Here is a 26,755-nt window from a genome sequence, read left to right as displayed (position 1 = left end):
TCTTTTTCCAAGGTTATCTAAAATGTCTTGGATGGTAAAATACTAAGCCAGTGACGAGCACATGGCAAATTTCTTTAACTTTGCGAACATTTTCATAGAGACGTAGTACCAACTTATATACAATGACTTCGCATAAGATACGCCAGTCTTTTCTGGATTTTTTCCGCAGCAAAGGGCACCTTATTGTTCCCTCTGCCCCACTAGTCGCAAAGAACGATCCCACCCTGATGTTCAACAACTCGGGTATGGCGCAGTTCAAAGATTTCTTTTTGGGCAACGGTACACCTCCGTCACGTCGGATTGCCGACACGCAAAAATGCCTTCGCGTTTCGGGTAAACATAATGATTTAGAGGATGTTGGATTCGACACTTACCACCACACCATGTTTGAAATGTTGGGTAACTGGTCGTTTGGTGATTATTTCAAAAAAGAGGCAATTACCTGGGCGTGGGAGTTATTGACCGAAATTTACAAACTTCCGAAAGAACGTTTGTACGTTTCTGTTTTTGAAGGAGATGCAAAAGACGGCGTTCCGTTTGATCAGGAAGCCTGGGATTTGTGGGCTCCTATTGTTGGTGAAGACCGTATTATTTTAGGCAACAAAAAGGACAATTTCTGGGAAATGGGTGATACCGGCCCATGCGGACCTTGCTCTGAAATTCACATCGACTTGCGCCCTCAGGCTGATGTTGACTCAATTTCTGGAAAATCGTTAGTTAATAATGATCATCCGCAGGTAGTGGAAATCTGGAACCTGGTATTTATGCAGTTTGAACGTAAAGCCGACAGCTCACTGATTCCTCTTCCTTCTACACACGTCGATACCGGGATGGGTTTTGAACGTCTTTGTATGGCTGTTCAGGCGAAAATGTCTAACTATGATACCGACGTTTTCCAGAATACAATTAATGTTTTAGAAAAATTATCTGGAAAAGCATACGGCAGCGAAGAACCGTTTACCGACATCGCCATGCGCGTTATTTCTGACCATATCCGGGCTGTTGCTTTTGCTATTACCGACGGACAATTACCTTCCAACGTAAAAGCAGGTTATGTAATTCGTCGTATTTTACGTCGCGCCGTACGTTATGGATATTCATATTTAGGATTTGCAGAACCATTTTTTCACAAATTAATTCCTGTTCTTTCTGAACAGTTTAAAGATGTTTTCCCGGAGTTGACTGCGCAGGAAGAATTTGTGACCCGGGTAATTCTTGAAGAAGAAAAAAGTTTCCTTCGCACGCTTGAATCCGGCCTGAAAAGGCTTGATATCATCATGGCGAATTTGAAGGAAAAAGAGACGAATGTTATCGCCGGAAGTGAGGTTTTTGAGTTGAGCGATACTTTTGGTTTCCCGGTTGACTTAACGGCTCTAATCGCACGTGAAAAAAGTTTCATCATCGATGAAGCCGGATTCCAGGATGCATTGGCTGAACAAAAAGCACGTTCCCGCAAAGATGCAAGCAAGGAAGCCACAGACTGGATCGAACTTCGCGAGTCGGATGGGGTTGAGTTTCTCGGATATGATTTTGAGGAAACGCACAGCCACATTGTGAAATACCGTAAGGTTAAAACAAAGACTGGCGAAGAATATCATATCGTTCTTGACCGCACACCTTTTTATGCGGAAATGGGTGGACAGGTTGGTGATACCGGCACATTGCATTTCAATGTTAACGGAGACTCAAAAGTTGTCAACATTGTAGATACTAAAAAAGAAAACGATCTTTTTGTCCATATCTCAAGAGATAAAAATCTTGATGATGCACTGCAAAACGCAGGTATTGTAGTTGCGCATATTGATGAGGAGCGTCGTCATAAAATTAAAGCGAACCACTCGGCGACGCATTTGATGTTGTCATCGATGCGTGAAGTTTTGGGGACCCATATCGGACAAAAAGGTTCTTTTCTGAACGATGAATTACTACGCTTTGACTTTTCCCACTTCTCAAAAGTTACTGACGAGGAATTGAAGAAAATTGAAGACCGCGTTAATGAAAAAATTCGTGAAAACATTCCGTTAAAAGTGATGACCAACGTGCCGATCCAGGAAGCAATTTCGATGGGTGCAACGGCAACTTTCGGTGAAAAATATGGCGACTTCGTCCGTGTGATCATCTTCGATCCGGAATTCTCCTTCGAACTTTGTGGGGGAACACATATTCCTTCGACAGGTGAAATTGGTGTTTTCAAATTTATTTCGGAAGGTTCTGTATCTGCCGGCGTTCGTCGCGTTGAAGCGGTAACGGGAGAGAAAGCACTGGAAATTATGCGTCAGCAGGAAGATACGCTTAATCAGCTGAAAGACCTTTTAAAAGGTCCGAAGGATTTGGTGAAAGCTGTTGAAAATTTGCTTGACGAACGTACGCAATTGCAGAAGAAAATTGAAGCTCTGGAAAATGAAAAAATCCAGCAACTGAAAACACAATTACTTGCAAAAGTAAAAAGTTACCAAACTTTTAATCTGGTCGTTGAAAAAGTAAATGTCCCAGGTGCAGAATCCCTGAAACAGCTTTCTTATGAACTTAGGGAACAGGTAGAAAACCTCATCGCTGTATTTGGAACTGAAATTGCAGGAAAGCCGCAAATATCAGTCTTCATTGCCGAAAATGTGGTTCAAAGCTCTGGATTGAACGCAGGCAGTATTGTGAAGGACCTTGCAAAAGAAATTCGCGGCGGCGGAGGCGGACAGCCATTTTTCGCAACTGCAGGAGGATCTGACGCAAGTGGTCTTGACAAGGCACTGGAAAAAGCACGAGAGCTTTTCTAGCTCATAATTATATATAAAAAAGCCCGTCGCTTTCGAGAAGCAACGGGCTTTTTTTATGTATCGGCACTACTCTTTTGCTGACAATTGTCCTCTGATCGCACCATTCGGATATTCGGCCGTATGGATATTTACATAATAAAGTCCGGCTTTCAAATCAGCAACCTGATCAGCCGTTAAAGTATCCGTAAAGGCAAATGGAGACGTAAATGTTGTTCCCAAATCAATCACAACTGCGCCTGTCGTGTCAACTGCTCCCTTATGGATATGCCATGCGGTCGGGATAAACGCAGCAGTCGAATCACTGCTTGTTGAATCCGTAGCCGCCGAATCGCTGTAAGTAATGTTCAATTTCAAAATGTTTGTTTCCTGATCTAATGTTCCATCCACAGCGCCGGTTGCAGTCAAATCGTTTGCGGGTCTTTCATTTGCTCCTGAGAGTGTTGTAGTAACTTTCAATGTCGGAAGAACTTCAACTGGCGGTGTTACATCCTCATCATCATCCTTACAACCCCATGCAACACCCAGTACACAAATACCGATAAACGCAAATTTCTTCATACTCGCCAATTTGTTCATACTTATTTATTTTAGTGAAAAATTGTTTGACGAGTCGGCTATTAATAAAATAGTGCCTTCCGGTTCAAAACCAATTCTACGAACTCAAAAGCCAGAATCTACAAAAATCTGCAAAATTATATTGTTGTAACAAATGTAGAAAGCATAACACTTTTTGTAGAAAGAAACCACAATTTACTCCCTGGTTCTCTATTTTAAGTCGCCTCATGATTTTTCCAGCGATTATGCGACCAAAGCCAGCAGGAAGGATTTCTTAGGATCGTCTTTTCTAATTCCCGGTAGTATGCTTCCAAAATCTCTCCCGACCTGATTTCCGTGCCACTGTCACGCATTAATTTAAACTTGAATTTATACCGATGTCTTGCCATTTTTTCAACATCAGTATAAACGATCGCGCAATTTAATTTCTGACCAATCCGCTCACATCCCGCTTGAACAAAAGTCGTTTTTCCAAGAAAATGAACCGGATTTTTATAGGGAGGAACTGGTCGTTGATCAGCGATCATCACATAAATCCTGGGTTTCCCATAATTTTCTTTTAGCACCGTTCGATACCAATCCGATTTTTTTACTAAACGGACGCCAAATCTGGATCTTAGCCTGAGCATACATTGATCAATAGCCGCATTTGAAATCGGAGAATAAACTGCTATGACTTCATAGTCTGTAACCAATGGAAGCGTTAACAGATATTCCCAGTTGCCATAGTGCGAAGCTAACAGAAGAATATCCTTGCCTGAGCGGTACAATCTTGTCAGCAGCTGAATATTTTCATACCTGACGAAATGACTGATTTCCTTCGTTTTTAAATTGTTCAGCAAAAACAATTCTACCAGCAAGTCACTTAAATGCCGGTAATAAGAATTGACCAATCCCGCTTCCTTTGACTTTGGTATTTCAGGAAACGAATTCCTGAAATTTTGCAAAATTACGTCTTTACGGTATCCGACTATTTTTGATAAAAAAATAAAAAGAATTTCGGAAAAAGCTTTATACACCCAAATCCGCAGCGGCTTGTTGACATTCGTTTTTTCGGCGTGGCTATCACTGCTAATTGCCATCGATTGCACTTTCACCGGCTCAAAGAATGAAGTGCATACCGGCATTGAAACCAAAATACAATCCTCTAAAATCTTCCCCTCGGCGCTCTTTCCATAGATAGTGACTTATCAGGCCATCGCCTTTCCCTTTGGAATAATCCACGTAGTTCAGGCTTGGCCCGCCGAATATTTCAAGCTGGGGCAAAATCTTAAACGCTGGCAATATACGTAACGTATTTTTGAAGTGATCGCCACTTTTAAAATCTGATAACGTTTGTGTAACAACCTCTGTATTTATTCGGAATTTGTTGGAAACTGTAATATGTGCGCCCAATCCGGCCTCGATACCGTACAGCGATTTATCGTCATTCTTGAGATTATAGCCGACCCCTAAAATCCCATACAAAACGCGTCCTCCTGAACGGAAAGAAGCCATAGTGGTGGCAGTTTCATCAATAGTCAGACTTATCGACTTTTCTCCGTTTTTCACAAAATTCAGTAGCCCAATAGGATAATCGCTGCTGTCGGCAATATTGATCAAACCCGCCAGCTGAACTCCTTTTACATTTTTCGCGATGTTCATAAAACCGGAAATCTGTGTATTGACATCTTCTGTTCTATTCAAAAAACCGGATAATTGAAGTCCTTTCACGCTTTTGCTTGTTACATTGCCAAATCCGGCTACCTGAACCGCACCAGCTTCCTCACCAAAATTCATAAATCCTGCGATCTGGATCCCCCTGGATTCGTGACGGGTTATGTTGGCAATACCGGCAATCTGCACACCTTGTGAAGAATTAAGAATGATATTGGAAACACCACTGATCTGCACGCCTTTCGCACTGTCCTTTATCAATAGGGAAATTCCGGAAATAGCGACACCCGTCTCCGCTTTCGACAGTCCGGCGATTGCATGCAAGGAAAACATATTCGTATAATCCGCTGCATTTTTCCCGTTGGTGCTCAGCGGGTAAATCAGGCCAATGTGAGCAACACTTGTGCGCTCCTCAGTTTGTGCAAAAGCGGTAATTGAAAAACATAAAAAGAAAAAATTGAGCATGAAGATGCCCGGGAAAATATTTGTGTACTTGTTCATTGTGTCTAAATTGAGATGAAAGTTTAAACACATACCGCTGCGGAGTTATTAATTGCAGGCCTTCAATTTTTCCTGGTTGCCGTATGTATCAAATTGACAACCGGAGCGAAGATTACCCTAAATTTTCGAGGAAAAATTTGTTAAATTTTTAAGAAATTATCAGAGAAACACATTCAGTCAGGTTTGAAATTGCGAAGAAAAAGATCATAAATCAGCGCTCAGCGCCATAATTCCACAATAATCCGACTTGCCAGCCAACCCATCCATGCGTAGAATTATTGATTTTAAACCGGTAACTACCCTCGTTAGCCAGAGTTTGATAACCTTTCCTGAATTCCGTTTGCTGCGAATTGAAGATATTGAAGGATGGACCAGCAAAGACTGAAATCCGCTTACTTATTTTGATATTGAGACCGGTCTGAAAACGGTACATAACTGGAAGATCTTTCCATTGTCCGAGATAGAAATTCTGGTTTATAATCTCGGTATTTAATGAAAGTGATTTGTTGAATACAAACTCTTTTCCGACACCAAAACCAAACGTGAAAGCCTTATTACCGGCTCCCAGACCGGTGCCGACCGTAAAAATATTATATAATTTTCTGTTACCGGATTTCCAGGCCAAATTTAAGGGCAAGACTTCGTTAGCATAGATCGCAAAAGCTCCTTTTCCTTTTTTTATAATATTGATCAGGCCAATGCTGTAACCAGACGAAGTATCCGCAAGGTTGATCACACCGACTTGAACGCCCCTCAGATTTTTAGTGTAATTATAAAGTCCGGCCAGCTGCAACCCATACATTTCAGCCTTAACCGAATTTCCCAATCCTGAAATCTGAGCTCCCGAAACACTCTTTTTCCCAAAATTTATCCCGCCGGAAATTTGCAAGCCTCTTATATTTTCCTTTGCTAAATTAAACATTCCACTTATCTGACCGCCATTTGCTTCACTTCTCGCGATATTTCCAACACCCGAGATTTGTGCGCCGTGCATTTCCCCGGATACCCTGCTTAGCCAGCCGGAAATCTGAACACCGGATAATGACTTGTTTATCTGATTGCTCAAGCCGGAAACCTGGACACCTTTTAACGAATCAAGTACATGATTATGAAAGCCTGCCATTTGGACCCCATGAACATGCCCTGAGACAATATTGAAGATTCCGGCGATCTGGACGTAACGGACATCTTTTTTGGAAATATTAAACCAGCCGGCAAGTTCAACGCCATTCACGCCAGCAGTATAACCGCCCAGAATATTCAGCGAAACTTTATTACTAACCTGAGAGCTCATTTTTCCGTGTGTGCTCAGTCCAGGTGTAAACGAAGCCTGATATGGAAGCGAGACAAAAAAACGGCTGATATTTCTACTTTGCAATCGTAACTTCGAAGACACAAACATACGCGCCAGCCAACTTCCTCCGCCTTCTGAATAGCGTACAAAAACAGGATCCAGATCAATCGCTTTGGGATAAATAGTTATTGTAAGGTCGTTTTCGAGCTCCGAATTGACAACAATTGTCGTATCTGCGTACCCGACTTTACTGATCGTCAGAGACAAAGGAAAATTCCGGTCTCGCAAGCGAAGCCGGAACGATCCGTGATCATCTGAAAGCGCAGAAGCAAGCAGCTGCTTGGAATATACACTGGCATAATCCACTTCTTTGCCCGTTTCGTTGTCGAATATACGACCGGTGAGATGATAATTTTTCTCCTTTGGAGGTCTTTGAATAATGATATAATCACCCGTTTCTTTATACTGATAAATTCCTGTTAATAAAACATCCAGGACTTGCCTGACCGTCTTGTTTTGCATATTTAAAGTTACCAGACTATCCCCCGGGACAATATTACTATTATAGGAAAAATAAAAATTCTTCTGTTCACTGACTATTTTTAAAACTTCAGAAACAGGTTTCTGTTTTACCTGGATTGAAACGGTGCTGTTAAGCAATTTCTGGGCACGACAAGAAATAGAAAGCGAAAGAATGATCGCTACCAGGTTTATTGCCCCCAGACGAGTAAAAGTCCAATTCATGCCGAAAGATACAGCCTATTTTAAAATTATCTGCCCATCATTCCGCACAACGGTTATGTTAAAAGTTTCACTGATAATCATCAGAATTTCATCCAGCGACTTGTTTTCGAATGTTGTGTTAATGGGAAGATCTCTCCGTTCGGCACTGACGACGATGCGTTGCTGATATGCATCATTCAAAACCCCGGCGAGTTTCCAAAGTGGTGTATCTTCGCAGACAAGTTTGTCTGTTCTGTAATATTTATAAAATTGATCTTCATTTCTTTGGGGAGTCAGCTCCGGAACATCTTTCCAAACAGTAACTTTTTCCATTGGTTTAATTTTAACCCTTTGCTCCTTTTTCGTCACTTCAACAAGCCCTGTTTCAACGATTACCTCTGTTTTCTCTAGGCTGCTTTTTACATTGAAAGACGTCCCGACCACGCGAACGATCACGTCGTTTGCCTCGATAAAAAAAGGTTTCGACTTGTCGGGAGTTACCTGAAAAAATGCCTCTCCTTTGAGCTTGACTTCCCTGGTTCCGCCTGCAGTAAAATTTTCGGCATAACGGATCGTAGCATTTTTATTCATCGTAATGACTGACCCATCTGGTAAAGTATCGACCAGCGTCTTCTTACCTGAATGCACTGAAATCTGCTTTGAGAAATTATTTTTAACCGCAATCAGGTAAGTAAACCAGCTACCTCCCGTCATAAGAACAAGCGCGGCAGCAATTCGCAGATATTTAAAAAGCGGGTTAGTTTTTAGTGGAATTACCGCAATGTCAGTCTGCAGCATTCTGTCCTTAAAACGAATCCAGGCCAAGTCTTCATCCACTTCAGAGTGTGCAGCAAGATGTATGCTTCGGTCCCAGATCGTTTTAAAATTTTCAAAATAAGTCCGATTCACCGCATGCGAAGCAACCCATACCTCCACCGTTTTCCGCTCCTGTCTGTTTGCTTCGTTGAGCAAATACTTTACCAGCAGATCATCCATATCATTCGTTTCTTTTCGCATGATCTTGTTTTATAATTCTATTAGAAATAATATCAAAGCAACAGGCAGAAAATCCACTAGTTTCAACCGTAATAGTTTCAAAGCCTTGCCCATTTGATTTTCCACTGTCTTAACAGGAATTTCAAGCTTATCAGCAATCTCCTGATATTTCAATTCCTCAAACCGGCTCATCTGAAATATGGTCCGGCATTTCTCAGGCATTTCAAGTAAAGCCAGTCCCAGCCTCTCTTCCAACTCTCCCAACTCGATCTCATAAACCGCATTATTGGAGTCCGCCAGCTGGTTAATCATGTAAGCCTGATAAGCGTCGCGGACTTTGACATGTTTCAAATAATTCAGACTTTCGTGATAAACAGACCGATATAAATAACCTCCAACTGATTCGCGTATCTGTATATGCTCACGTTTTTCCCATAAACGACAAAAAACATTTTGCACCATTTCCTCAGCCATCACGTCGTCGTGTATAATGGTTTTAGCATATGAAAACAGATTCTTAAAATTTGCTTTAAATACTTTTTCAAACTCCTCTTCTGTTTCCTGGCTCAGCAGGTAAGTATCTTCTTCGGTTATATTCATTACAATGAAGTAATTACGAATCAAAAAATGCGAGATTCCGATTGTTCATATCCATGACAACCACACAGACGCTTACCCTAAATTTTATGAAGAAAATGTACCGATTTGTACAGCGTAAAAAAAAGGGCTGCAAAATTGCAGCCCGGTAATTAAAATTCCATTTGCTTGGATCAGGGTTTTTTACCTGCTTTCAAAGAATCCTTTTTGTTAGATTTAAATCTCTTATCCGGAGTACCGTCTTTTTTCAGGTTTTTATTTTCCGCATAACGCTTATCAGGCGTTCCGTCTTTTTTCAATTTCGCGCCGGTAGACTGGGCATCTGCTTTCGCGTCACTTTTTGCAGCTTTTACTTCCTGGTCAGCTTTCTTTTTTGTTGAAGCAGCCTTTGTCGCCGGTGTTGCGGTTTGAGCGTAAGCTGTTCCTGTCATTACCAAAAACATCAGCATTATAATTCCTGCCAATTTTTTCATCTTGATACCTGTTTAAGTGTGATACTGTTTTTAAAAATTACCAGGGTAAGTTACGAATTTGTTTAAATTACAGCACTTTACCAATAAAATTTAATCATATTTTAACAGCACAACAAAGCCATGCGAAAAGTTTCACATGGCTTTGCAACGTACAATATATTCCTTTAATCCACTTATGCTTTGTGAGCGAACATGCCTTGGTCAATATGAATGCCTAACCCCTGCGCAATTCTTGCACCCAATTCAGGGTCAGCGCGGAAGAAATGGCAAAGCTGACGGTTCAGGATTTGTTCGCGTTTTGGCCCACTGACATTTTTCAACGATCCCAAAAAATTATTTACCTGCGTGGTCCTTTCTTCATCGTTAAACACTTTACGAAAAAGATTTCCTGCCTGTGTATAATGATCGTTTTCATTTTCTCCATTGCGGTCATACCAGTCTGCCACAAGAGAATACATATTTTCCGAAGGTTCCTTATAGCTCTGATCTACTTCGATGTTATCAAAACTATTTGGAAAATAATTCGGGGCATCTTCGCCGTTTCCATCATAACGCATCGCTCCGTCACGTTGGTAATTATTGGTCGCATAAGGGCAACGATTCACGGTAAGTTGTTCATAATTAGCACCTAACCTGTAACGCTGTGCGTCCGGATAAGAAAGTAAACGGCCCTGCAGCATTTTATCAGGAGAGTATCCGATACCATCGACCACATGTGAAGGACCGAATGCAGCTTGTTCCACATGTGCAAAGAAATTATTCGGTATTTCGTTTAATTCCAAGACACCCACATCGATCAGCGGAAACTCACTTTGCGGCCAGATCTTTGTCACATCAAATGGATTCCAGCGGAACGCTTGGGTTTCTTCTTCTGTCATCACCTGAATTTTCAAATCCCATTTTGGAAAATCTCCGTTATCAATCGCCTCAACCAGATCACGCTGTGCCCAGTCAGCATCCATTCCCTTCATTCTTCCAGCCTCCGCATCGGTGAAGTTTTTAATTTTCTGCCGGGTTTTAAAATGGAATTTCACAAAAACACGTTCGTTTTCAGCGTTGATCATCGAAAATGTATGACTTCCAAAACCGTGCATATGGCGATAGCTATATGGCGTTCCGCGGTCGCTGAAAAGGATCATAATCTGATGCAGACTTTCGGGATTAAGCGACCAGAAGTCCCACATCATTGTCGCGCTTTTGGTATTCGTGCGCGGGTCACGTTTTTGTGTATGAATAAAGTCGCTGAATTTTTTCGGGTCCTTGATGAAGAATACAGGCGTATTATTTCCAACGAGATCCCAGTTTCCATCCTCTGTATAAAACTTCAGGGCAAAACCTCGAGGATCACGTTCTGTATCGGCTGATCCCTTTTCACCGCCAACTGTTGAAAATCGAAGGAAAGTTTTGGTCTGTTTCCCAATTTCATTAAAAACCTTCGCCTTGGTATATTGTGTAATGTCATGTGTGACGGTAAATGTGCCGTATGCACCCGACCCTTTTGCATGGACAACTCGCTCTGGTATACGCTCGCGGTTGAAATGGGCCATTTTTTCATGTAAAACGAAATCCTGTAACAAGATCGGTCCGCGCGGGCCAACGGTCTGACTATTTTCGTGTTCGGTGTAGGGTTTGCCTGAGGCCGTTGTTAATTTTTTCTTTTCGTCTGTCATAGTAATATCACTTGAACTTTTGCTGTAACTTTTTAGAAGAAGTATGCTACAAATAAACCTGGTCGATCCACATAAATCAAACTGATAGTTTCTATCTTTGCATAGATTTAATTGATACCACCTAACAGCGACTATTGTCAATCACTTGTTAAGCCCGGTTGAACTGTTTTTTTTCAAATAGAACCTTCTCATGAACATTCAACAACTAGAGTATATAGTTGCCGTCGATAATCACCGGCATTTTGTGCAGGCTTCGGAACATTGTAATGTTACGCAGCCAACATTATCCATGATGATCAGAAAACTGGAAGATGAACTTAGCGTTAAGATTTTCGATCGTACCAAACAGCCGATCGTTCCCACCGCAATCGGACGGCTGATTATCGATCAGGCCAAAACGATTCTCTTTGAAGCAAGACAGATGACGGAAATTGCCAAACATTTCAATGGCGATTTGTCAGGCGAATTAAGAATTGGTATTATCCCGACGGTCGCTCCCTATCTGCTTCCACATCTTGTACAGCCTTTTATTGAAAATTATCCCAACATCAGGCTTCATGTTTCTGAAATGATCACGGAAAGAATTATAACAGAACTAAAACTGGGAAACCTTGATGTTGGCATTGTTGCCTCACTTTCCGGCGACAGCGGCCTGCAGGAAATACCTCTTTACAAAGAGATATTTTATGCCTACGTTTCCGAAAATACAGAGCTTTACAACAAACAATATATTCTTCCGGGAGATATCGAACCGAATGATTTGTGGCTATTGGAGGAAGGCCACTGCTTTCGAACTCAAATTCAACGCCTATGTGAATTAAGCCGCAGCAGTCAGTTTGGCAATAGTTTTCAATACCGTTCGGGCAGTATCGAAACACTGATCCGGATGGTTGAAAAAAACGGAGGCATAACTATTTTACCGGAACTTGCTGTAACCGAATTATCAGAAGAAAGAAAAAAGCATATCCGTCATTTTCAATTTCCCGAGCCGGCGCGTGAAGTTTGCCTGGTCGTAAATCGTGAGCAAGTCAAAACACGGTTAATCGACGCGCTCAAAACCGGAATAACGGATTATGTGCCGAAGGAAATTTATGATAAAAAGGTGGAAATGAGAATTCTCTAATTAATCCCGAACCTATGAAAGTTGCTTTTTTCAGTACAAAATCTTACGACAAAGAATACTTCACCAAATTCAACACTGATAATGTTCATGAACTGACTTTCTTTGAAGTGCCGCTTAATGAGCAAACCGCTGTACTCACAATTGGTTTCGAAGCGATTTGTGTTTTTGTAAATGACATCATTAATCGGGAAACGATTAAAATTATCAAGCAAAATGGTATCAGTTTAATTGCCTTGCGCTGTGCAGGATTTAATAACGTTGACTTAAAAGCGGCCCATGAAAATCAGATAAAAGTTGTCCGCGTCCCCGCATATTCTCCCGAATCGGTGGCAGAACATGCGGCGGCGCTGATTTTGACTTTAAACAGAAAAACCCATAAAGCATATAACCGCGTCCGTGAAGGAAATTTTTCAATTGAAAATTTAACGGGTTTCAACCTTTTTGCAAAAACCGTTGGTGTCATCGGAACCGGTTTAATTGGGAAAGCATTTTGTAAAATTATGCTTGGTTTTGGCTGTAAGGTTTTGGCTTATGATATCAAAGAGTCGAGCGATCTTGTCGCAAAAGGAGTGGTCTACAAAAGCCTTGATGACATCCTGAATGAAAGTGACATCCTTTCGCTGCACTGTCCGTTAACACCTGAAACCGCTCATGTTATCGATGCGAATGCTATTTCAAAAATGAAGGACGGCGTGATGATTATTAATACAAGCCGTGGTGCTTTGATCCAGGCGAAAGATGCAATTGAGGGATTGAAAAATGGCAAAATCGGGTATCTGGGAATCGATGTATATGAACAGGAAGCGGATCTTTTCTTTCAGGATCTTTCAGAAAGTGTCATTCTGGATGATGTTATAGCGCGGTTGATTTCTTTTCCTAATGTTTTAATCACCGGTCATTTAGGATTTTTCACAAAAGAAGCTGTGGAAGAAATCGCGACAATAACCCTGAATAATCTGACATCTTTTGAAAACAACAGGGAATTAGTGAATGAAGTAAAAAGTTAATTACAGACAATCAATTTCCTAGCCAAAACCTTCGAAGAGCTTCCTGTTTATAACAAGTAAGTTAGTCAAAACATATCTTTTCTCCATTTGGAGTCTCCGGAAATTATCAGGAAACTCCCAAAGGAGTTACATTTGCAGTGAATTAACATTCTGGCTAGAAACAGGAACCTTCAATGAGGTTAATTTTGGGAGTCCAACCATTGATTTTTTGAAAAAAAATCCAATCTATAAATCTGCGATATAATTTCTGCCACCCAAATATTTCATTTGTCTGACAATCTGATTAGTCCTTTTATTAACGTAGGCCGATGGATTTTTTATAGAAAACCGTACCGGATTGGGTAGAACCGCAGCAATTCTTGCGGCTTCATATCGCGTAAGGTTTTTCGCAGATTTTTTATAGAAACGCTGTGATGCTGCTTCGACACCGAAGGTCATTTTTCCCATTTCCGCAACATTCAGATATACTTCCAAAATACGCTGCTTATCCCAGATCAGCTCGATCAAAACGGTAAAATATACTTCCAGACCTTTACGGATATAACTTCTGCCGTGCCATAAAAACACGTTTTTCGCTACTTGCTGTGATATGGTACTCGCGCCGCGCGCTCTTTTTCGTTTCTCGGTCATTGCGTCATAAATTTCGTCGAAATCAAATCCCCAGTGATTCGGAAAATTCTGATCTTCTGATGCAACGACTGCGAGTGCTACTTCTTTTGAAATGTTATCATAAGACTCCCAATCCTTGTAAATCTCAGTATCCTCATCCTCTCTGAAAGCTTCAATTTTTCGTGTAACCATAAAAGGCGTCACCCAAACCGGAACAAATTTCAGCACTACGACCCAAACAATGGAAATGACAAAAAAGTAAATAGAAAATTTAAACGCATAAGACAGCAAACGACGGAGCATACAATAATTATTTCCTCAGGATAAGAAACCAAACCAATAAACACACGTACAAAGAACAGAAACAATTCAGGTTTAGACAAAGAATTAGCCGGTCAGAATTGCATATTTTTTCCACACACGCTATCTGAGATTACTATGAATGAAGATCTGCTCAGTTTTATATGGCAATTCCAATATTTTGATGCGTCTGATCTGCGCGTTGAAACCGGTGAACGTCTGCAGATTACAAAAACTGGAAACCGGAATAGTAACGCGGGTCCTGATTTTGCTAATGCGCGCGTCAGGATCGACGGTGTCGACTGGATAGGCACTGTTGAAATTCATACAAAATCCTCAGATTGGATGCTGCATGATCACACCGGCGATATTGCCTACGAAAGTGTAATTCTGCATGTAGTCTGGGAGAATGACATGCCGGTTTATCGCCCTGACAAAACCTTACTTCCCGTTTTATCTTTGAAGGGGCTGGTGAGGCTCTCCATCCTAGAAAGATATGCTTCACTGATGGGCACACATGGAATTTATGATTCTGTAGGCATTGCTTGTCAGGAACAATTCGGTTCTGTTCATGAACTTCAAAAATATTCGATGCTGGATAAGGTTTTACTCGAACGGCTCGATCAAAAAGCTTCGAAAGTTGTGGAATTGTGGCAATCCAATCAGCAGGATTGGGAAGAAACCTCCTACCAATGGCTGGGACAGCATTTTGGCTTTAAACTCAACGATCCGGCCTTTTTACGGTTAACGCAGATTGTACCGTTAAAAATTTTACAAAAACACCGGAATCAGGTCAGGCAGATTGAAGCCTTGCTTTTTGGCTCAGCAGGTTTACTACCTGAGATCTCTACGGAATCAGAATCAGAGGAAATCTATGTTCAGGAATTACGGAGAGAATATACTTTCCTGGCAGGGAAATATCAGTTACGGAATTTTCAAATGAACACACATGAATTCAAATTCCTCAGGCTGAGGCCTGCGGGATTTCCCACAATTCGTCTTTCTCAATTTGTCAGTCTGATCCATAAAAACGGCCCACTATTTTCCGCTTTAACCAACGCTGATTCTGTCAGAGATTTGCAAAAATTATTTAGCCTGAAACAATCAGATTACTGGATCCATCATTTTCAATTTGGGAAATTATCTAAATCCGATGTACCCGTGATGGGAAAAGATGCAATTAATCTTCTGATCATTAACGCCGTCGTTCCCTTACTGGTTGCTTATTCAAAACAACGGCATCAGCCAGAATTGCTAGAAAAAGCCTTAAACTGGCTTTCGGAACTTCCGGCTGAAAATAATCGGATTACCCGTGAATGGGAAACATTGGAAATGAAAGTAAAAACAGCCGCTGACTCCCAGGCATTAATCGAGTGGTACAATCATTATTGTTCCGCTAAAAAATGTCTGGATTGCAATGTCGGTGCGGCATTGGTACGTTCTTCCTAAACTCTGCTGACCAGATTTACGCCTGTCAGCAAAAAAACAGAACCAACTAAAAACGGAACAACGGATTCCCATTTGGAAACCGTAAGACCCAGAACCGGTTTTTCGGAAAGAAAAGCGACACAAGCAAATAACAAAACTGCAATTCCCAGCAAGGTAAGAAGTGCTCCAAAAAAACGTTTAAACTGTGTACTTTCCATTTGGTATAGTAATGAAGGGATTTGTTCGGTTTATATAGGTTTGCAAAAATATGAAATTGAAAAATTTATTCAATCCTTAACGGATATAATAAACCCGGTTATTGAACAGAAAGGCCCATTTTCTTTCCTTCTTCAACCATAAAGTCATACGCAGGCTGATATTCGTTAGGAATAATCCCCTCCAGAATCGCTTCCCGGATGATTTCTTTCATTATACCCACTTCTCGGGATGGCTTCAATCCAAATGTTTCGATTATAATTTCACCGGTTATCACAGGTTGAAAACTACGTAGTTTATCACGCTCTTCAAGGTCTTTCAGTTTTTGCTCAACGATATCAAAATTATGCAGAAAACGTTTGACCTTGTCCGGGTTTTTGGAAGTAATATCAGCGCGGCAAAGTTTCATCAGCGCTTCAATATCCTCACCTGCTTCAACTAATAATCTTCGCATTGCAGAATCTGTAATTTCTTCTTTTGACAACACAATCGGACGCAAATGCAGACGCACCAGTTTTTTCACAAAACGCATTTTTTCATTTTGCGGCAGCTTCATCCTCCGAAATATCACCGGAACCATACGCGCTCCGATTTCTTCATGGTTATGAAATGTCCAGCCGGCTTTTTTGTCAAAACGTTTGGTGGCAGGTTTTGCGATGTCATGTAAGATTGCTGCCCAGCGAAGCCATAGGTCGTCTGTGTTTTGACTTACATTGTCAAGAACCTGAAGCGTATGGTAAAAATTGTCCTTATGTCCCTTACCATCAATTGTTTCCACACCCAACAACTCAATCATTTCAGGAAAAATGATATGCAAAAGCCCTGCATGAAAAAGCAGTTTGAAGCCATAGGAAGGTGTCGGAGATAAAATAATTTTGTTCAGTTCATCCGAAATCCTTTCCATGGAAACGATGCTAATCCGGTCCTTCATGCTGATAATGGCATCGAAAGTATCAGGTTCGATATCAAAATTCAGCTGGGAAGCAAAACGGATTGCGCGCATCATTCGCAACGGATCATCGGAAAACGTAATTCCAGGTTCAAGAGGCGTACGGATTATTTTTTTCCTTAAATCCCGTATTCCCTCAAACGGATCGACCAGATCACCGAAGTTTTTCCGGCTCAGGCTTATTCCCATCGCATTGATCGTAAAATCCCGGCGATTTTGATCGTCCTGAAGTGTGCCATCTTCGACAGCGGGCTTTCGGGAATCCGGACTGTATGATTCTCTTCTGGCTCCCACAAATTCCACTTCCAGGTCGCCCTGACGGATTTGCGCGGTTCCAAAAGTTTTGAAAATGCTTACATGAACATCGGGGCCGAGCTGTTGCGCAACAAGCTCCGCTAACGCTATTCCGCTGCCAATCGAAACGATATCTATATCTTTACTTGGTCTTTTCAGTATTAGGTCGCGGACGAATCCGCCAATAATATAAGCTTCAACACCCAGCTCTGCAGAAGCCCGGGCCACTATTTCCAATATCGGATAATTTATTAGCTGCTCTTTAAAATTCATGCCGCAAAGGTAAGCAATTCTTGTTCTCTACATTTAGTTTGGAACAAACCAACCTGTGATCCGTTATCCGATTATTAAAAAAACATCCCGCAGGACATTTTAAAATTCATATAACTTTAACAAAAACTCTGCCAGAAATAACGACTGAATTGATAACTTCACCCCTTGCCGAATCTTGATAATCTTTGTAGATAATGCCATTTAAAATAATTTTATACTTCGCTGGCCTTGTATTGCCATTCTCATTTTGCATGGGGCAATCCGATATTAAACTTATCGCACATCGTGGTGGAATTGTGGACAGCACTTATACGGAGAATGGATTTCCTGCTTTAAAAAAAGCTGCCGAAGCAGGATATCAGATGATTGAAATTGATATTCGAAAAAGCAAGGATGGTATTCTACTGGCAAATCATGACCCGAATTTTTCAAGATATTATGGTTTCCCAGGAAAAGTGACAGAGACCAACTGGGTGGAAATTCAAAAATTATCCAGCAAAACGGATCAGAACACGCCGTTAAAACTCGAAGATATTTTCAGATTCTGCCAGTCTAACGAATTGGATATTATGCTTGATAATAAAATAGATGGCTTGGATGTTGCTATTTTCAATCAGCTGATCAGCTTGCTCGATCAATATAATCTGAGAAAAAATGCATTGATGATCGGGACAGACGAGTCGATAGAATTCTTCACTGGAAAAATCAAACTAAGCTGTACACGAAAACAACTCGAAGAAAATAAAAAGAGAACGGACTACAACGCCGGTCACTATTTTCTGTTTGAACGACCTGCTAATTTGAATAAGGGTGACGTGCTTTGGGCGTCCAATGAAAAAATTCTCGTTGTTGCCGCTATCAACAAATACCATTATAAAAACCAGACTGATTTGTATAAGCGCGCCGAATCAGACTGCAAAAAAATGCAGGAATACGGTGTCAAATACTTTCAGATTGATTCTGAATTTGGTCAGTTTTTCTGATCCGCAAACTGTTTAGTTACAACAAAATTTTCAACCTGAATTCAATTTGCCAGGCTTTCACCAGACCCATTGCGATTGAACATTTGTTTTTTGAAAAACCGAAGCTGCGATCATAACAATGAGATGAACGGGCGCTAACAATACCGTTGTAACAATCAAAGCGGCCAGCCAGACAACTGCGATTAGACTGCGTAAAAGAAATTCAAAAATACTATTCATGCTAATAGAGAAGATTTACTTATAAGAAAGTATTCGTAGGATGGGTAGACTACGTATATGAATCATATACGTTTCCAGAAATTAAATAGATCGAAGGAGGATAACTTTAGATCAAAAATAGTCTAAAAATTATTGAAATAGTAATTTTTTATAATAATAATTGTCACAAATATTATTATAGATGCACATAACTAACTAATTATCAGAAATATAAATAAAATAACAAAAACTTAATTTTCTCCATTAAGGTTCTGAAAAGTAATTGAATATCGTAAAAATCAGCTGTTTACCATAAACATAGCCGACTGCGGAAAACGACTGAATAACTCTTTTTTCAGATCATCGCTTATCGTTAAAGTCGAAATCGCTTTGTCCATACAAGTCAGCCATGCAATCGCATCCTCCTCGCCGATCGGATGGGGAATATGGCGCGCGCGTAACCTGGGATGACCATAAACCTCTGAGTATAAACCAGGGCCACCTAAAAACTGCGTTAAAAATAAGCGCTGTTTTTCTTTTATTTCGTCTTTATCACTTTTAAAAAGACGAGCTATCAATTCATGTTCGAAAACAAAATCATAAAATCTATCCGTTAAAGTTCTTAACGTTTCTTCTCCACCAATCCGGTCATATAATGATGCATTCTCCATATACAATTTCAGTTTTTTCGATTTTCAGAACGGCTCATGCTGCCAAACAATCCGGGCAGGAATAAAAATGGGAACATTCTGAGTAACAGAACAGCAGTGAATTCTTTATAGTTTAACTGAATCTTCAAAACATCTCTTTATCAGCAAAGCATTCCGAATTCCGACCATCTGAACGATACAAATATGACGAAGAAATTTATTTTTTTCATGTTCTGCCTTCAAATCGGAACCCCGAGTTTTGCCCAAAAAAGGCCGGCAGCTCATGCAAAGCTTCAAAAATTGCATATACCAAAAAACAGCAGACATATTTTGCAGGAAGATGGGCAGCCGTTTTTCTGGCTGGGAGATACAGCATGGGAATTATTTCACAGGCTCGATTTTTCAGAGGCGGAAATATATCTTAAAAACCGCTCAGAAAAAGGTTACAATGTTATTCAAAGTGTTGTTCTTGCAGAATTTGACGGATTGACGCAACCTGACCAGCAGAAACAATTACCTCTTATCGATAATGATCCGACGAAGCCAAACGATCTTTATTTCAAACATGTCGAAAAAGTCATCGACAAAGCAAACAGTCTTCATATGTATGTTGGGCTTTTGCCCACCTGGGGTGATAAATTTAATAAAAAATGGGGAGCAGGTCCTGAAATTTTCACACCTGAAAATGCCAGAATATACGGTGAATATCTTGCGCTAAAATTTAAAAACAAAAAAATAATCTGGATTTTGGGCGGTGACAGAAGTCCTGAAAGTGATAAACATACCGCTATCATTCAGGCAATGGCAGAAGGTATTAAAAAAGTTATTGGCGACGAACAGCTGATTACTTACCATCCGATGGGCGCAAGTTATTCGTCAAAATATTTCCATAAAGAAAACTGGTTAAGCCTCAACATGTTTCAGTCCGGGCATGGCGCGAAGGATATAAAAAACTATCTGATGATCCGCAATGATTACAATTTATCTCCAGTCAAACCAACACTGGATGGTGAGCCGCGGTACGAAGACCATCCGATAAACTGGAAACCGGAATTGGGTTATTTCAACGATTTTGATACCAGACAAGCAGCCTACTGGGCGGTTCTTTCAGGTGCTTGCGGACATACTTATGGGTGCCATGACATGTGGCAGTTTTTTAATTATGAACGAAATCCGCCTGTCGCAGCGGCGCGCACAATCTGGAAAACGGCACTGGATCTTCCGGGTGCTTATCAAATGGGCTATATGAAAGATTTTTTCAGCGCACTGCCCTGGCAAAATCTTGTGCCGGATCAGTCAGTGATAAAAAACGACAACCCGGAAGATGCAGGTTTTCAGATCGCAGCTGTTTCTGAAAGTAAAGATTTGCTGATCGCTTACACGCCCTATGGTCGCCCTTTTAAAATCGATATGACAAAACTTTCCGGAAATTCTTTTTACGCCTACTGGTTTAATCCGCGGGACGAGACGAAAATTAGAATCGGCGATATCAAAGCCGATGAAACGCTGGATTTTAAACCATACGCCGCAGGACCGGGAACCGACTGGGTATTAGTTATCCTCGACAGTACAAAAATTACAGGTCATAAAAATGACATGACATTCTTATTCAAACCGCAAATGTTTAACAGATTCGCCTGATCGGGCAAGTTCGGTTAATGCTTCAATTCCAATTTCAAGATGGGTTGTCACATAATCCGCCGTTACTTTCTTATCGCTTTCTTCTGTTTTCACGCCTTCCGGAACCATCGGATTATCTGAAACAAGCAGCAGAGCACCATGCGGAATTGAATTGGCAAAACCAACAATAAAGATTGTGGCCGTTTCCATATCGATTGCCATAGCCCGGATTTCGCGAAGATATTCCTTAAATGAATCGTCGTGTTCCCAGATTCTGCGGTTGGTGGTGTAAACAGTTCCAGTCCAATAGTCGAGTTTATGTTTTGCAATACTGGCTGAAACCGTGCTTTGAAGACGGAACGATGGCAGCGCAGGAATTTCGCTTGGCATGTAATCATCACTTGTTCCTTCTCCGCGGATTGCTGCAATCGGAAGTATTAAATCACCCACCTGCGTCTTTTTGAGACCTCCGCATTTCCCTAGAAAAAGCACCGCTTTCGGACTGATCGCCGATAACAAATCCATCACCGTTGCCGCCATCGGACTTCCCATTCCGAAGTTAATAATCGTAATATCGTTAGCCGTAGCAGTCTGCATCGCCCTTCCATGCCCTCTAACTTCAACCCCGAACTTTTCGGCGAACATGGTTACGTAATTAAAAAAATTGGTAAGCAATATATAACTTCCGAATTCTTCCACGGGCGTACCGGTGTAACGTGGAAGCCAGTTTTCTACGATTTGTTCTTTTGTAGTCATCATTTTCTTATGTCTGTTGGCTTAGGTGAATGTGATGATTATCTTCGCCTATGGAATCATTAAATCTGCCCGTTTTCGAATATAAAGTTAAAGAAGTGAACGGCAAACCTCATATTTTTGACATTATACGAAGAAAATTTGTATCCTTAACGCCTGAGGAATGGGTTCGTCAACATTTTATTCATTTGTTAATAAACCAATACGGATATCCCAAGTCGCTTTTTGCTATTGAAACAGGCATGCGTTACCATACGCTTGCTAAGCGAACAGATATCATGATCCTCTCAAAAGACAGCCTTCCCTTTCTGTTGGTGGAATGCAAGGCGCCCTTCATCCCCGTTACTGAAAATACTTTTGCGCAGATCAGCCGTTACAATTTTACATTGCAACCAACATATCTTGCCGTGACCAACGGTATGAACCACTATTGTTTCAAAGCTCAGGATGGAGCTATAAAGTTCCTGGATGATTTCCCCGTTTACAGAGAATGGAATTAATATCTTCTGAATAAAAATGGGAAAGCCTGCCAGACAATTCGTCGGCAGGCTTTCTTAAAGAGGGTTATTCAGTTTTCTTTTGGACAGCAATTATTTAACTGCAACCAACTTAACGTCAATTGTGAAATCGTCATTGATCATTTTGTCGCCAAGAGCGGCCGCATCAAAGAAAGATTTCGAGTTGTATTTAATATCGTATTTCGAACGGTCAACAACCAATTTGCCGGTAATATCAGCACCAGTTGCAGTAGGTTTAACAGTAACAGGGAACGTCACAGGTTTTGTAATTCCTTTAATTGTCAGGTTACCAGTTACATCATACGTACCAGCAGATTTTGCAACAGCTTTTGTAACTACGAAAGTAGCAGTTGGGTGTTTTTCAACACCGAAGAAATCTTCGGATTTCAAGTGTCCGATCAATTTTCCGTTATATTCTTTATCTGTAAGGTCTGTATTTGTGATGCTTGTAAGATCAGCAACAAATTTACCCCCTGTTAATTTAGCACCATCCATCGTTACAGTACCTTCTTTCAAGGCAATTTTGCCTGTATGCTCACCTGTAACTTTTTTACCAGTCCAAACTAGTTCACTTTTAGAAGCATCAACTTTAAGATTTGTAGCTTTAACTTTTCCATCAGCCGCGTTAACAGCAGTAAAAGCGAACAAAGAAACTGCAACAGAAGCAGCAAACGATTTCAAAGAATTCATTGTAGTCATGATTAAATTAAATTGATTGTTTGTTATTGTATTATTGTTGTTTTAAGAATTACGTAGTTTATCCAGTAACGAGCTGATCATATCAGCTTCCTCAGGCGTTATCCTGGCCAAAGTATTTTCCCATTCTTCAATTTCGGGATCGAGACTTTTTAAAAGTTCCAAACCTGTTTCAGTAATGATCACATCAACAGCGCGACGATCGTTGGGGCAAGATTTACGATCCACCAGTTTTTTCAGCAACAATTTGTCGATCAAACGGGAAGTATTTGAATTTTTGTCAAGCATACGCTCAGCAATATCACTAACTTTGATCGGGTTGGGATGTTGCCCGCGTAAGATCCGCAAAACATTAAATTGCTGCGAGGTGATATCATGTTCCCGAAAGATCTCCATCTGCTGATATTGAATCCAGTTGCTGGTGTAAACCAGGTTCAGGCCAAGTCGCTGATAGGGGCTTCGAAATTTTTTCTGTTTTATATCGGTTTCAATAGACATAGCTTAAATCAATTATGTAATACCGTGTATATACATATAATGTTGAAACATGTAATCAGTCGAATTAAGTTCCGGTTCGTAAAAAATATTTAAAAACATTTTTTACATATTCAAATAACTTATCACAAATAACTTATAATTAAATAGTTAACAGTAAAATACAATATTGCAATTTTTATGTTTCAATTATCCAGACCATTGATTCTCGCTTCCAACTCCCCCCGCAGAAAACAATTATTAGAGGAAACAGGATTTGATTTTTCAGTAGATGTTATCCCCACAGATGAAAGTTTTCCGGAAAGTATACACACAAATGAAGTCGCTGGTTATATCTCCACACATAAAGCGGAAATGTTCCGGTCATTACATACCGATAAATTAATATTGACGGCAGACACCGTTGTGATTATTGATGATATTATTCTCAACAAGCCGAAAGATCACATAGAGGCTTTGTCTATGCTCAATATGCTTTCCGGAAAAACGCATGAAGTAGTTACGGCGGTGAGTTTACTGGCAGATGACAGTATTTATACCGTTTCAGATACGGCGAAAGTAACTTTCCGCTTACTGGAAAAAAGAGAAATAAACCTTTATATTGAACGTTATAAACCGTTCGATAAGGCTGGTGGTTATGGTATTCAGGAGTGGATCGGCATGGTGGGCATCGAACGGATCGAAGGTTCATTTTATACCATCATGGGACTGCCTGTTCACATTGTCTATCAGCTTTTGAAGCCTTTTATTATCCAATAAATCTGATGCAACCGGCTCTTCCCAAATTTATTCCCCATGTTTGTTATGAAATATTCGTCCGCTCGTTTTGCGATTCGAATGGGGATGGCGTTGGTGATATCAATGGGATAATCTCGAAACTTGACTATCTCGCGGAACTTGGCATCGAAGGTATCTGGCTGACACCGATTCATCCGGCGCCAAGCTATCACAAATATGATCCTGTCGACTATCTTGGAATAGAACCGGAATTTGGGACGATGGAAGATTTCAAACGGTTATTATCCGAAGCACACAAACGAAATATGGTGGTTTACCTCGATCTGATTGTCAATCATAGCAGCACCGATCATCCATGGTTTGTGGAAGCAAGTAAAGGAAAAGATAATCCTTACCGGAATTTTTACTGGTGGCTATCGCCAGAGAAAATTGAGGAGCTTGGTCTGGCAGAAAGGCAAACATCCGATGATTCAGATGAAGTTTATCCATGGCATATTGTGGAAGGCGATCCGGAAAAATACTACGGCCTTTTCTGGAAAGGCATGCCGGACCTCAATTACAGCTCGGACGTATTAAAAGGTGAACTTGAAAAAATTATAACTTTTTGGCTAACAGAAGTCGGCATAGACGGTTTCAGACTGGACGCTGCACGGCATATCTATCCGATTTGGGAAAAAGAAAAAAATCACGAATTCTGGAAATTCTTTAATGATGTGGTTCAAAAAGTCAAACCTGGTTCTTTTACCGTTGCCGAGGTTTGGGCGGAAACCTGGGAAGTCGCCCCCTATCTCGAAAACTTAAATGCAACATTTCACTTTGATCTGAGTTTTGCCTTACAGCGAATTGTGATTCAGGGAAAAGATGAAAACATCGTTCAGCAATTGCTTAATAGTTATGAACAATTCCGGCCTCATAATCCAGAATTCATTGATGCCATTATGCTTACGAACCACGATCAGGACAGAATCGGCAGTGTTGTAGCAAATCACCTTGAAAAAATAAAACTGGCAGCTTGTCTGCTTCTGACGTTGCCGGGACAGCCTTATATTTACTACGGAGAAGAGATTGGCATGTTGGGCACAAAGCCAGATCCATATATTCGCGAGCCATTCCTTTGGTCGGATCTGGCGGATGATCCCCAAAAAACAAACTGGCTTCACGCAGAGTTTTCTACCTTAAAAACAGTTATCCCGCTTGTGAAACAAGAAAAAGACAGTAACTCGATATTCAATCATTATAAAAAATTAATTGCCGTCAGGAAACATTCGCCGGCTCTGGCCCAAATTGTGAATCCAAATCTGGAAGAAGTCGAGTCGCTGGATGATGAGATTATCGCCTACATCCGTACCCACGAAACTTCTCCGGTTTTAATTATTCATAATTTGAATGAACATGTGAAAAATATCGGGCTGCCTCCAAGTAAAAAAGATTTCAGGAATGTACTTTTTTCAACATGCAGCGAAATTCCCGAGATTGGAGACAGTGTTGAGCTCGCTCCTTTTTGCAGTATCATTTTATCTAAATCAGCGATACAATTACCGGATTAAATCTTGTTACAGTAGTTAAGGGGGGATGTACTTCTTTATATCAGCATCTATGAAAAGCTATTTCCTGCATATGAAAAAATATATTTTCAAATCCTTACTTTTATTTTCATCAATAATAGCCATCCCTGCCTTCGCTCAAAAGAACTATCCAACTTTGGGAAAGGTGACCTACAATGATCCCAAGCTTGAAAAACTTCTGCCGAAAAATTCAAAACTGGAAGTGTTAGCCATGGGTTTTGACTGGTGTGAAGGTCCGGTTTGGGTAAAAAACGGCGGTTATCTTTTATTTTCTGACGTTCCAAAAAATACTGTTTATAAATGGGATGAAAAAAATGAGCTCTCCGTTTTTTTAAAACCATCCGGTTTTACGGGTTTAGGAGAATATAGCAACGAACCTGGGAGCAACGGTTTGATAATCGATAAGAAAGGAAGACTGATTTCCTGTGAACATGGCGACAGAAGGATTTCGGCTATGCCCTTATCAAATGCCGGAAAAATTACGCTTTCAGATAATTTTGAAGGCAAACGTTTCAATAGTCCTAATGACATTGTTGAACATCCAACGAACGGAAGTTACTATTTCACCGATCCACCCTACGGATTGGCAAAACATGAAAATGACCCGACCAGAGAAATTCCTTATTTCGGAGTGTATCAAATCACGCCTAAGGGCGAGACTAAACTGGTAATTCGCGACTTGTCCAGACCGAACGGACTCTCATTTTCTCCGGATGGTAAAACATTGTATGTAAGCCAATCGGATCCTGAGAAAGCTATTTTAATGGCTTATCCTCTTCAAGCTGATGGCTCAGTTGGAAAAGGAAAAATGTTATACGACGCAACTCCAATGAGCAAAACCGGACTGACAGGATTACCTGACGGATTTAAATTAGATATTGAAGGAAATATTTGGACATCCGGACCCGGCGGTATTTTAATTATTTCACCGGATGGAAAATTATTAGGCAAGATTGAAACGCTTGAAATTGCATCAAACTGCGCATGGGGAAACGACGGATCCATGCTCTATATGACTGTCGATGGATATTTATGCAGAATAAAAACCAGTACAAAAGGCGCGAACTGGTAAAAAAATGTCTGCTTCAATCAATCTGAAGCAGG

26 protein-coding genes are annotated in these 26,755 nt (G+C 40.7%); 10 read left to right on the top strand and 16 right to left on the bottom strand.

What is annotated here, in order from left to right:
• The first annotated feature begins 122 nt into the window (after positions 1-122).
• Positions 123-2,771 (top strand): alanine--tRNA ligase, encoded by a 2,649-nt coding sequence (alaS, locus tag BMY70_RS08430; RefSeq protein ID WP_090334556.1) that lies wholly within the window; start codon positions 123-125, stop codon positions 2,769-2,771.
• Positions 2,772-2,837: 66 nt separating this feature from the next.
• On the opposite strand, the gene BMY70_RS08425 is transcribed toward alaS, so the two are convergent.
• The 8 genes from BMY70_RS08425 to BMY70_RS08390 form a co-directional block, all read right to left on the bottom strand.
• Complete coding sequence (locus BMY70_RS08425) at positions 2,838-3,329, bottom strand: CHRD domain-containing protein (RefSeq protein WP_090334799.1); 492 nt, start codon at positions 3,327-3,329, stop codon at positions 2,838-2,840.
• A gap of 212 nt (positions 3,330-3,541) precedes the next feature.
• Positions 3,542-4,408, bottom strand: a complete 867-nt coding sequence (locus BMY70_RS08420) for a lysophospholipid acyltransferase family protein (protein ID WP_177196978.1) — start codon at positions 4,406-4,408, stop codon at positions 3,542-3,544.
• A 19-nt stretch (positions 4,409-4,427) separates the two neighbouring features.
• Entirely contained in the window at positions 4,428-5,483 is a 1,056-nt protein-coding gene (locus BMY70_RS08415) for a hypothetical protein (protein ID WP_090334550.1), read from the bottom strand.
• 211 nt (positions 5,484-5,694) lie between these two features.
• Positions 5,695-7,521, bottom strand: a complete 1,827-nt coding sequence (locus tag BMY70_RS08410) for an STN and carboxypeptidase regulatory-like domain-containing protein (RefSeq protein ID WP_090334548.1) — start codon at positions 7,519-7,521, stop codon at positions 5,695-5,697.
• Between the two features lie 15 nt (positions 7,522-7,536).
• Positions 7,537-8,517, bottom strand: coding sequence for a FecR family protein (locus BMY70_RS08405; protein ID WP_090334546.1), 981 nt, complete (start codon positions 8,515-8,517; stop codon positions 7,537-7,539).
• A 9-nt stretch (positions 8,518-8,526) separates the two neighbouring features.
• Positions 8,527-9,096, bottom strand: a complete 570-nt coding sequence (locus tag BMY70_RS08400; protein ID WP_090334544.1) for an RNA polymerase sigma-70 factor — start codon at positions 9,094-9,096, stop codon at positions 8,527-8,529.
• A 170-nt stretch (positions 9,097-9,266) separates the two neighbouring features.
• A complete protein-coding gene (locus BMY70_RS08395; protein ID WP_090334541.1) occupies positions 9,267-9,566 on the bottom strand; it encodes a hypothetical protein in 300 nt (99 codons plus the stop codon).
• Positions 9,567-9,739: 173 nt separating this feature from the next.
• The gene (locus BMY70_RS08390; protein ID WP_090334539.1) at positions 9,740-11,236 is read right to left on the bottom strand and encodes a catalase; all 1,497 of its coding nucleotides are present in this window, start codon (positions 11,234-11,236) and stop codon (positions 9,740-9,742) included.
• A 190-nt stretch (positions 11,237-11,426) separates the two neighbouring features.
• Between BMY70_RS08390 and BMY70_RS08385 the strand changes: the two genes are divergently transcribed.
• Both BMY70_RS08385 and BMY70_RS08380 read left to right on the top strand, forming a co-directional pair.
• A complete protein-coding gene (locus BMY70_RS08385; RefSeq protein ID WP_090334536.1) occupies positions 11,427-12,359 on the top strand; it encodes a hydrogen peroxide-inducible genes activator in 933 nt (310 codons plus the stop codon).
• Between the two features lie 14 nt (positions 12,360-12,373).
• Positions 12,374-13,366, top strand: a complete 993-nt coding sequence (locus BMY70_RS08380; protein ID WP_090334534.1) for a 2-hydroxyacid dehydrogenase — start codon at positions 12,374-12,376, stop codon at positions 13,364-13,366.
• A 225-nt stretch (positions 13,367-13,591) separates the two neighbouring features.
• On the opposite strand, the gene mtgA is transcribed toward BMY70_RS08380, so the two are convergent.
• The gene (gene mtgA / locus BMY70_RS08375; RefSeq protein WP_090334532.1) at positions 13,592-14,278 is read right to left on the bottom strand and encodes a monofunctional biosynthetic peptidoglycan transglycosylase; all 687 of its coding nucleotides are present in this window, start codon (positions 14,276-14,278) and stop codon (positions 13,592-13,594) included.
• A 135-nt stretch (positions 14,279-14,413) separates the two neighbouring features.
• Here mtgA and BMY70_RS08370 point away from each other — a divergent pair, with 135 nt between their 5' ends.
• Positions 14,414-15,724: a DUF2851 family protein gene (locus BMY70_RS08370; protein WP_090334529.1), complete on the top strand. Its 1,311-nt coding sequence runs from the start codon at positions 14,414-14,416 to the stop codon at positions 15,722-15,724.
• Here BMY70_RS08370 and BMY70_RS08365 read toward each other — a convergent pair.
• Positions 15,721-15,921, bottom strand: a complete 201-nt coding sequence (locus BMY70_RS08365) for a hypothetical protein (RefSeq protein ID WP_090334525.1) — start codon at positions 15,919-15,921, stop codon at positions 15,721-15,723. The genes BMY70_RS08370 and BMY70_RS08365 overlap by 4 nt on opposite strands.
• A gap of 98 nt (positions 15,922-16,019) precedes the next feature.
• Positions 16,020-17,435, bottom strand: coding sequence for a CCA tRNA nucleotidyltransferase (locus BMY70_RS08360; protein ID WP_090334520.1), 1,416 nt, complete (start codon positions 17,433-17,435; stop codon positions 16,020-16,022).
• Between the two features lie 194 nt (positions 17,436-17,629).
• On the opposite strand from BMY70_RS08360, the gene BMY70_RS08355 reads away from it, so the two are divergent.
• Complete coding sequence (locus BMY70_RS08355) at positions 17,630-18,418, top strand: glycerophosphodiester phosphodiesterase (RefSeq protein ID WP_090334518.1); 789 nt, start codon at positions 17,630-17,632, stop codon at positions 18,416-18,418.
• A gap of 57 nt (positions 18,419-18,475) precedes the next feature.
• Here the strand turns inward: BMY70_RS08355 and BMY70_RS30840 are convergent, their stop codons facing one another.
• Both BMY70_RS30840 and BMY70_RS08350 read right to left on the bottom strand, forming a co-directional pair.
• The gene (locus BMY70_RS30840; protein WP_177196977.1) at positions 18,476-18,637 is read right to left on the bottom strand and encodes a hypothetical protein; all 162 of its coding nucleotides are present in this window, start codon (positions 18,635-18,637) and stop codon (positions 18,476-18,478) included.
• A 278-nt stretch (positions 18,638-18,915) separates the two neighbouring features.
• On the bottom strand, positions 18,916-19,287 hold the full coding sequence (locus BMY70_RS08350) for a globin domain-containing protein (protein ID WP_090334516.1): 372 nt from the start codon (positions 19,285-19,287) through the stop codon (positions 18,916-18,918).
• Positions 19,288-19,470: 183 nt separating this feature from the next.
• On the opposite strand from BMY70_RS08350, the gene BMY70_RS08345 reads away from it, so the two are divergent.
• The gene (locus BMY70_RS08345) at positions 19,471-20,907 is read left to right on the top strand and encodes a glycoside hydrolase family 140 protein (RefSeq protein ID WP_229209523.1); all 1,437 of its coding nucleotides are present in this window, start codon (positions 19,471-19,473) and stop codon (positions 20,905-20,907) included.
• On the opposite strand, the gene BMY70_RS08340 is transcribed toward BMY70_RS08345, so the two are convergent.
• The gene (locus BMY70_RS08340; RefSeq protein ID WP_090334513.1) at positions 20,872-21,642 is read right to left on the bottom strand and encodes an AMP nucleosidase; all 771 of its coding nucleotides are present in this window, start codon (positions 21,640-21,642) and stop codon (positions 20,872-20,874) included. The genes BMY70_RS08345 and BMY70_RS08340 overlap by 36 nt on opposite strands.
• A 50-nt stretch (positions 21,643-21,692) precedes the next feature.
• Between BMY70_RS08340 and BMY70_RS08335 the strand changes: the two genes are divergently transcribed.
• Positions 21,693-22,139, top strand: coding sequence for a type I restriction enzyme HsdR N-terminal domain-containing protein (locus tag BMY70_RS08335; RefSeq protein WP_090334511.1), 447 nt, complete (start codon positions 21,693-21,695; stop codon positions 22,137-22,139).
• Positions 22,140-22,229: 90 nt separating this feature from the next.
• Here the strand turns inward: BMY70_RS08335 and BMY70_RS08330 are convergent, their stop codons facing one another.
• Both BMY70_RS08330 and BMY70_RS08325 read right to left on the bottom strand, forming a co-directional pair.
• Positions 22,230-22,847, bottom strand: coding sequence for a YceI family protein (locus tag BMY70_RS08330; RefSeq protein WP_090334508.1), 618 nt, complete (start codon positions 22,845-22,847; stop codon positions 22,230-22,232).
• A 51-nt stretch (positions 22,848-22,898) separates the two neighbouring features.
• On the bottom strand, positions 22,899-23,351 hold the full coding sequence (locus BMY70_RS08325; protein WP_090334506.1) for a MarR family winged helix-turn-helix transcriptional regulator: 453 nt from the start codon (positions 23,349-23,351) through the stop codon (positions 22,899-22,901).
• Between the two features lie 177 nt (positions 23,352-23,528).
• Between BMY70_RS08325 and BMY70_RS08320 the strand changes: the two genes are divergently transcribed.
• From BMY70_RS08320 to BMY70_RS08310, 3 genes are all read left to right on the top strand, one after another.
• Positions 23,529-24,107 (top strand): Maf family nucleotide pyrophosphatase, encoded by a 579-nt coding sequence (locus tag BMY70_RS08320; RefSeq protein ID WP_090334503.1) that lies wholly within the window; start codon positions 23,529-23,531, stop codon positions 24,105-24,107.
• A 5-nt stretch (positions 24,108-24,112) separates the two neighbouring features.
• Positions 24,113-25,633: an alpha-amylase family glycosyl hydrolase gene (locus tag BMY70_RS08315; protein WP_090334500.1), complete on the top strand. Its 1,521-nt coding sequence runs from the start codon at positions 24,113-24,115 to the stop codon at positions 25,631-25,633.
• A 70-nt stretch (positions 25,634-25,703) separates the two neighbouring features.
• Positions 25,704-26,723 (top strand): SMP-30/gluconolactonase/LRE family protein, encoded by a 1,020-nt coding sequence (locus BMY70_RS08310; RefSeq protein ID WP_090334497.1) that lies wholly within the window; start codon positions 25,704-25,706, stop codon positions 26,721-26,723.
• Positions 26,724-26,755 lie beyond the last annotated feature (32 nt).

It is taken from the genome of Dyadobacter koreensis (assembly GCF_900108855.1).
GTDB classification, from domain to species: domain Bacteria; phylum Bacteroidota; class Bacteroidia; order Cytophagales; family Spirosomataceae; genus Dyadobacter; species Dyadobacter koreensis.
This window is presented reverse-complemented; position numbering and strand designations above follow the sequence as displayed.

Excerpts from the sequence above, each read along its gene's own strand:
- alaS (WP_090334556.1), top strand. The coding sequence starts at position 123 with ATGACTTCGCATAAGATACGCCAGTCTTTTCTGGATTTTTTCCGCAGC.
- BMY70_RS08425 (WP_090334799.1), bottom strand. The coding sequence starts at position 3,329 with ATGAAGAAATTTGCGTTTATCGGTATTTGTGTACTGGGTGTTGCATGG.
- BMY70_RS08420 (WP_177196978.1), bottom strand. The coding sequence starts at position 4,408 with ATGGCAATTAGCAGTGATAGCCACGCCGAAAAAACGAATGTCAACAAG.
- BMY70_RS08415 (WP_090334550.1), bottom strand. The coding sequence starts at position 5,483 with ATGAACAAGTACACAAATATTTTCCCGGGCATCTTCATGCTCAATTTT.
- BMY70_RS08410 (WP_090334548.1), bottom strand. The coding sequence starts at position 7,521 with ATGAATTGGACTTTTACTCGTCTGGGGGCAATAAACCTGGTAGCGATC.
- BMY70_RS08405 (WP_090334546.1), bottom strand. The coding sequence starts at position 8,517 with ATGCGAAAAGAAACGAATGATATGGATGATCTGCTGGTAAAGTATTTG.
- BMY70_RS08400 (WP_090334544.1), bottom strand. The coding sequence starts at position 9,096 with ATGAATATAACCGAAGAAGATACTTACCTGCTGAGCCAGGAAACAGAA.
- BMY70_RS08395 (WP_090334541.1), bottom strand. The coding sequence starts at position 9,566 with ATGAAAAAATTGGCAGGAATTATAATGCTGATGTTTTTGGTAATGACA.
- BMY70_RS08390 (WP_090334539.1), bottom strand. The coding sequence starts at position 11,236 with ATGACAGACGAAAAGAAAAAATTAACAACGGCCTCAGGCAAACCCTAC.
- BMY70_RS08385 (WP_090334536.1), top strand. The coding sequence starts at position 11,427 with ATGAACATTCAACAACTAGAGTATATAGTTGCCGTCGATAATCACCGG.
- BMY70_RS08380 (WP_090334534.1), top strand. The coding sequence starts at position 12,374 with ATGAAAGTTGCTTTTTTCAGTACAAAATCTTACGACAAAGAATACTTC.
- mtgA (WP_090334532.1), bottom strand. The coding sequence starts at position 14,278 with ATGCTCCGTCGTTTGCTGTCTTATGCGTTTAAATTTTCTATTTACTTT.
- BMY70_RS08370 (WP_090334529.1), top strand. The coding sequence starts at position 14,414 with ATGAATGAAGATCTGCTCAGTTTTATATGGCAATTCCAATATTTTGAT.
- BMY70_RS08365 (WP_090334525.1), bottom strand. The coding sequence starts at position 15,921 with ATGGAAAGTACACAGTTTAAACGTTTTTTTGGAGCACTTCTTACCTTG.
- BMY70_RS08360 (WP_090334520.1), bottom strand. The coding sequence starts at position 17,435 with ATGAATTTTAAAGAGCAGCTAATAAATTATCCGATATTGGAAATAGTG.
- BMY70_RS08355 (WP_090334518.1), top strand. The coding sequence starts at position 17,630 with ATGCCATTTAAAATAATTTTATACTTCGCTGGCCTTGTATTGCCATTC.
- BMY70_RS30840 (WP_177196977.1), bottom strand. The coding sequence starts at position 18,637 with ATGAATAGTATTTTTGAATTTCTTTTACGCAGTCTAATCGCAGTTGTC.
- BMY70_RS08350 (WP_090334516.1), bottom strand. The coding sequence starts at position 19,287 with ATGGAGAATGCATCATTATATGACCGGATTGGTGGAGAAGAAACGTTA.
- BMY70_RS08345 (WP_229209523.1), top strand. The coding sequence starts at position 19,471 with ATGACGAAGAAATTTATTTTTTTCATGTTCTGCCTTCAAATCGGAACC.
- BMY70_RS08340 (WP_090334513.1), bottom strand. The coding sequence starts at position 21,642 with ATGACTACAAAAGAACAAATCGTAGAAAACTGGCTTCCACGTTACACC.
- BMY70_RS08335 (WP_090334511.1), top strand. The coding sequence starts at position 21,693 with ATGGAATCATTAAATCTGCCCGTTTTCGAATATAAAGTTAAAGAAGTG.
- BMY70_RS08330 (WP_090334508.1), bottom strand. The coding sequence starts at position 22,847 with ATGAATTCTTTGAAATCGTTTGCTGCTTCTGTTGCAGTTTCTTTGTTC.
- BMY70_RS08325 (WP_090334506.1), bottom strand. The coding sequence starts at position 23,351 with ATGTCTATTGAAACCGATATAAAACAGAAAAAATTTCGAAGCCCCTAT.
- BMY70_RS08320 (WP_090334503.1), top strand. The coding sequence starts at position 23,529 with ATGTTTCAATTATCCAGACCATTGATTCTCGCTTCCAACTCCCCCCGC.
- BMY70_RS08315 (WP_090334500.1), top strand. The coding sequence starts at position 24,113 with ATGCAACCGGCTCTTCCCAAATTTATTCCCCATGTTTGTTATGAAATA.
- BMY70_RS08310 (WP_090334497.1), top strand. The coding sequence starts at position 25,704 with ATGAAAAAATATATTTTCAAATCCTTACTTTTATTTTCATCAATAATA.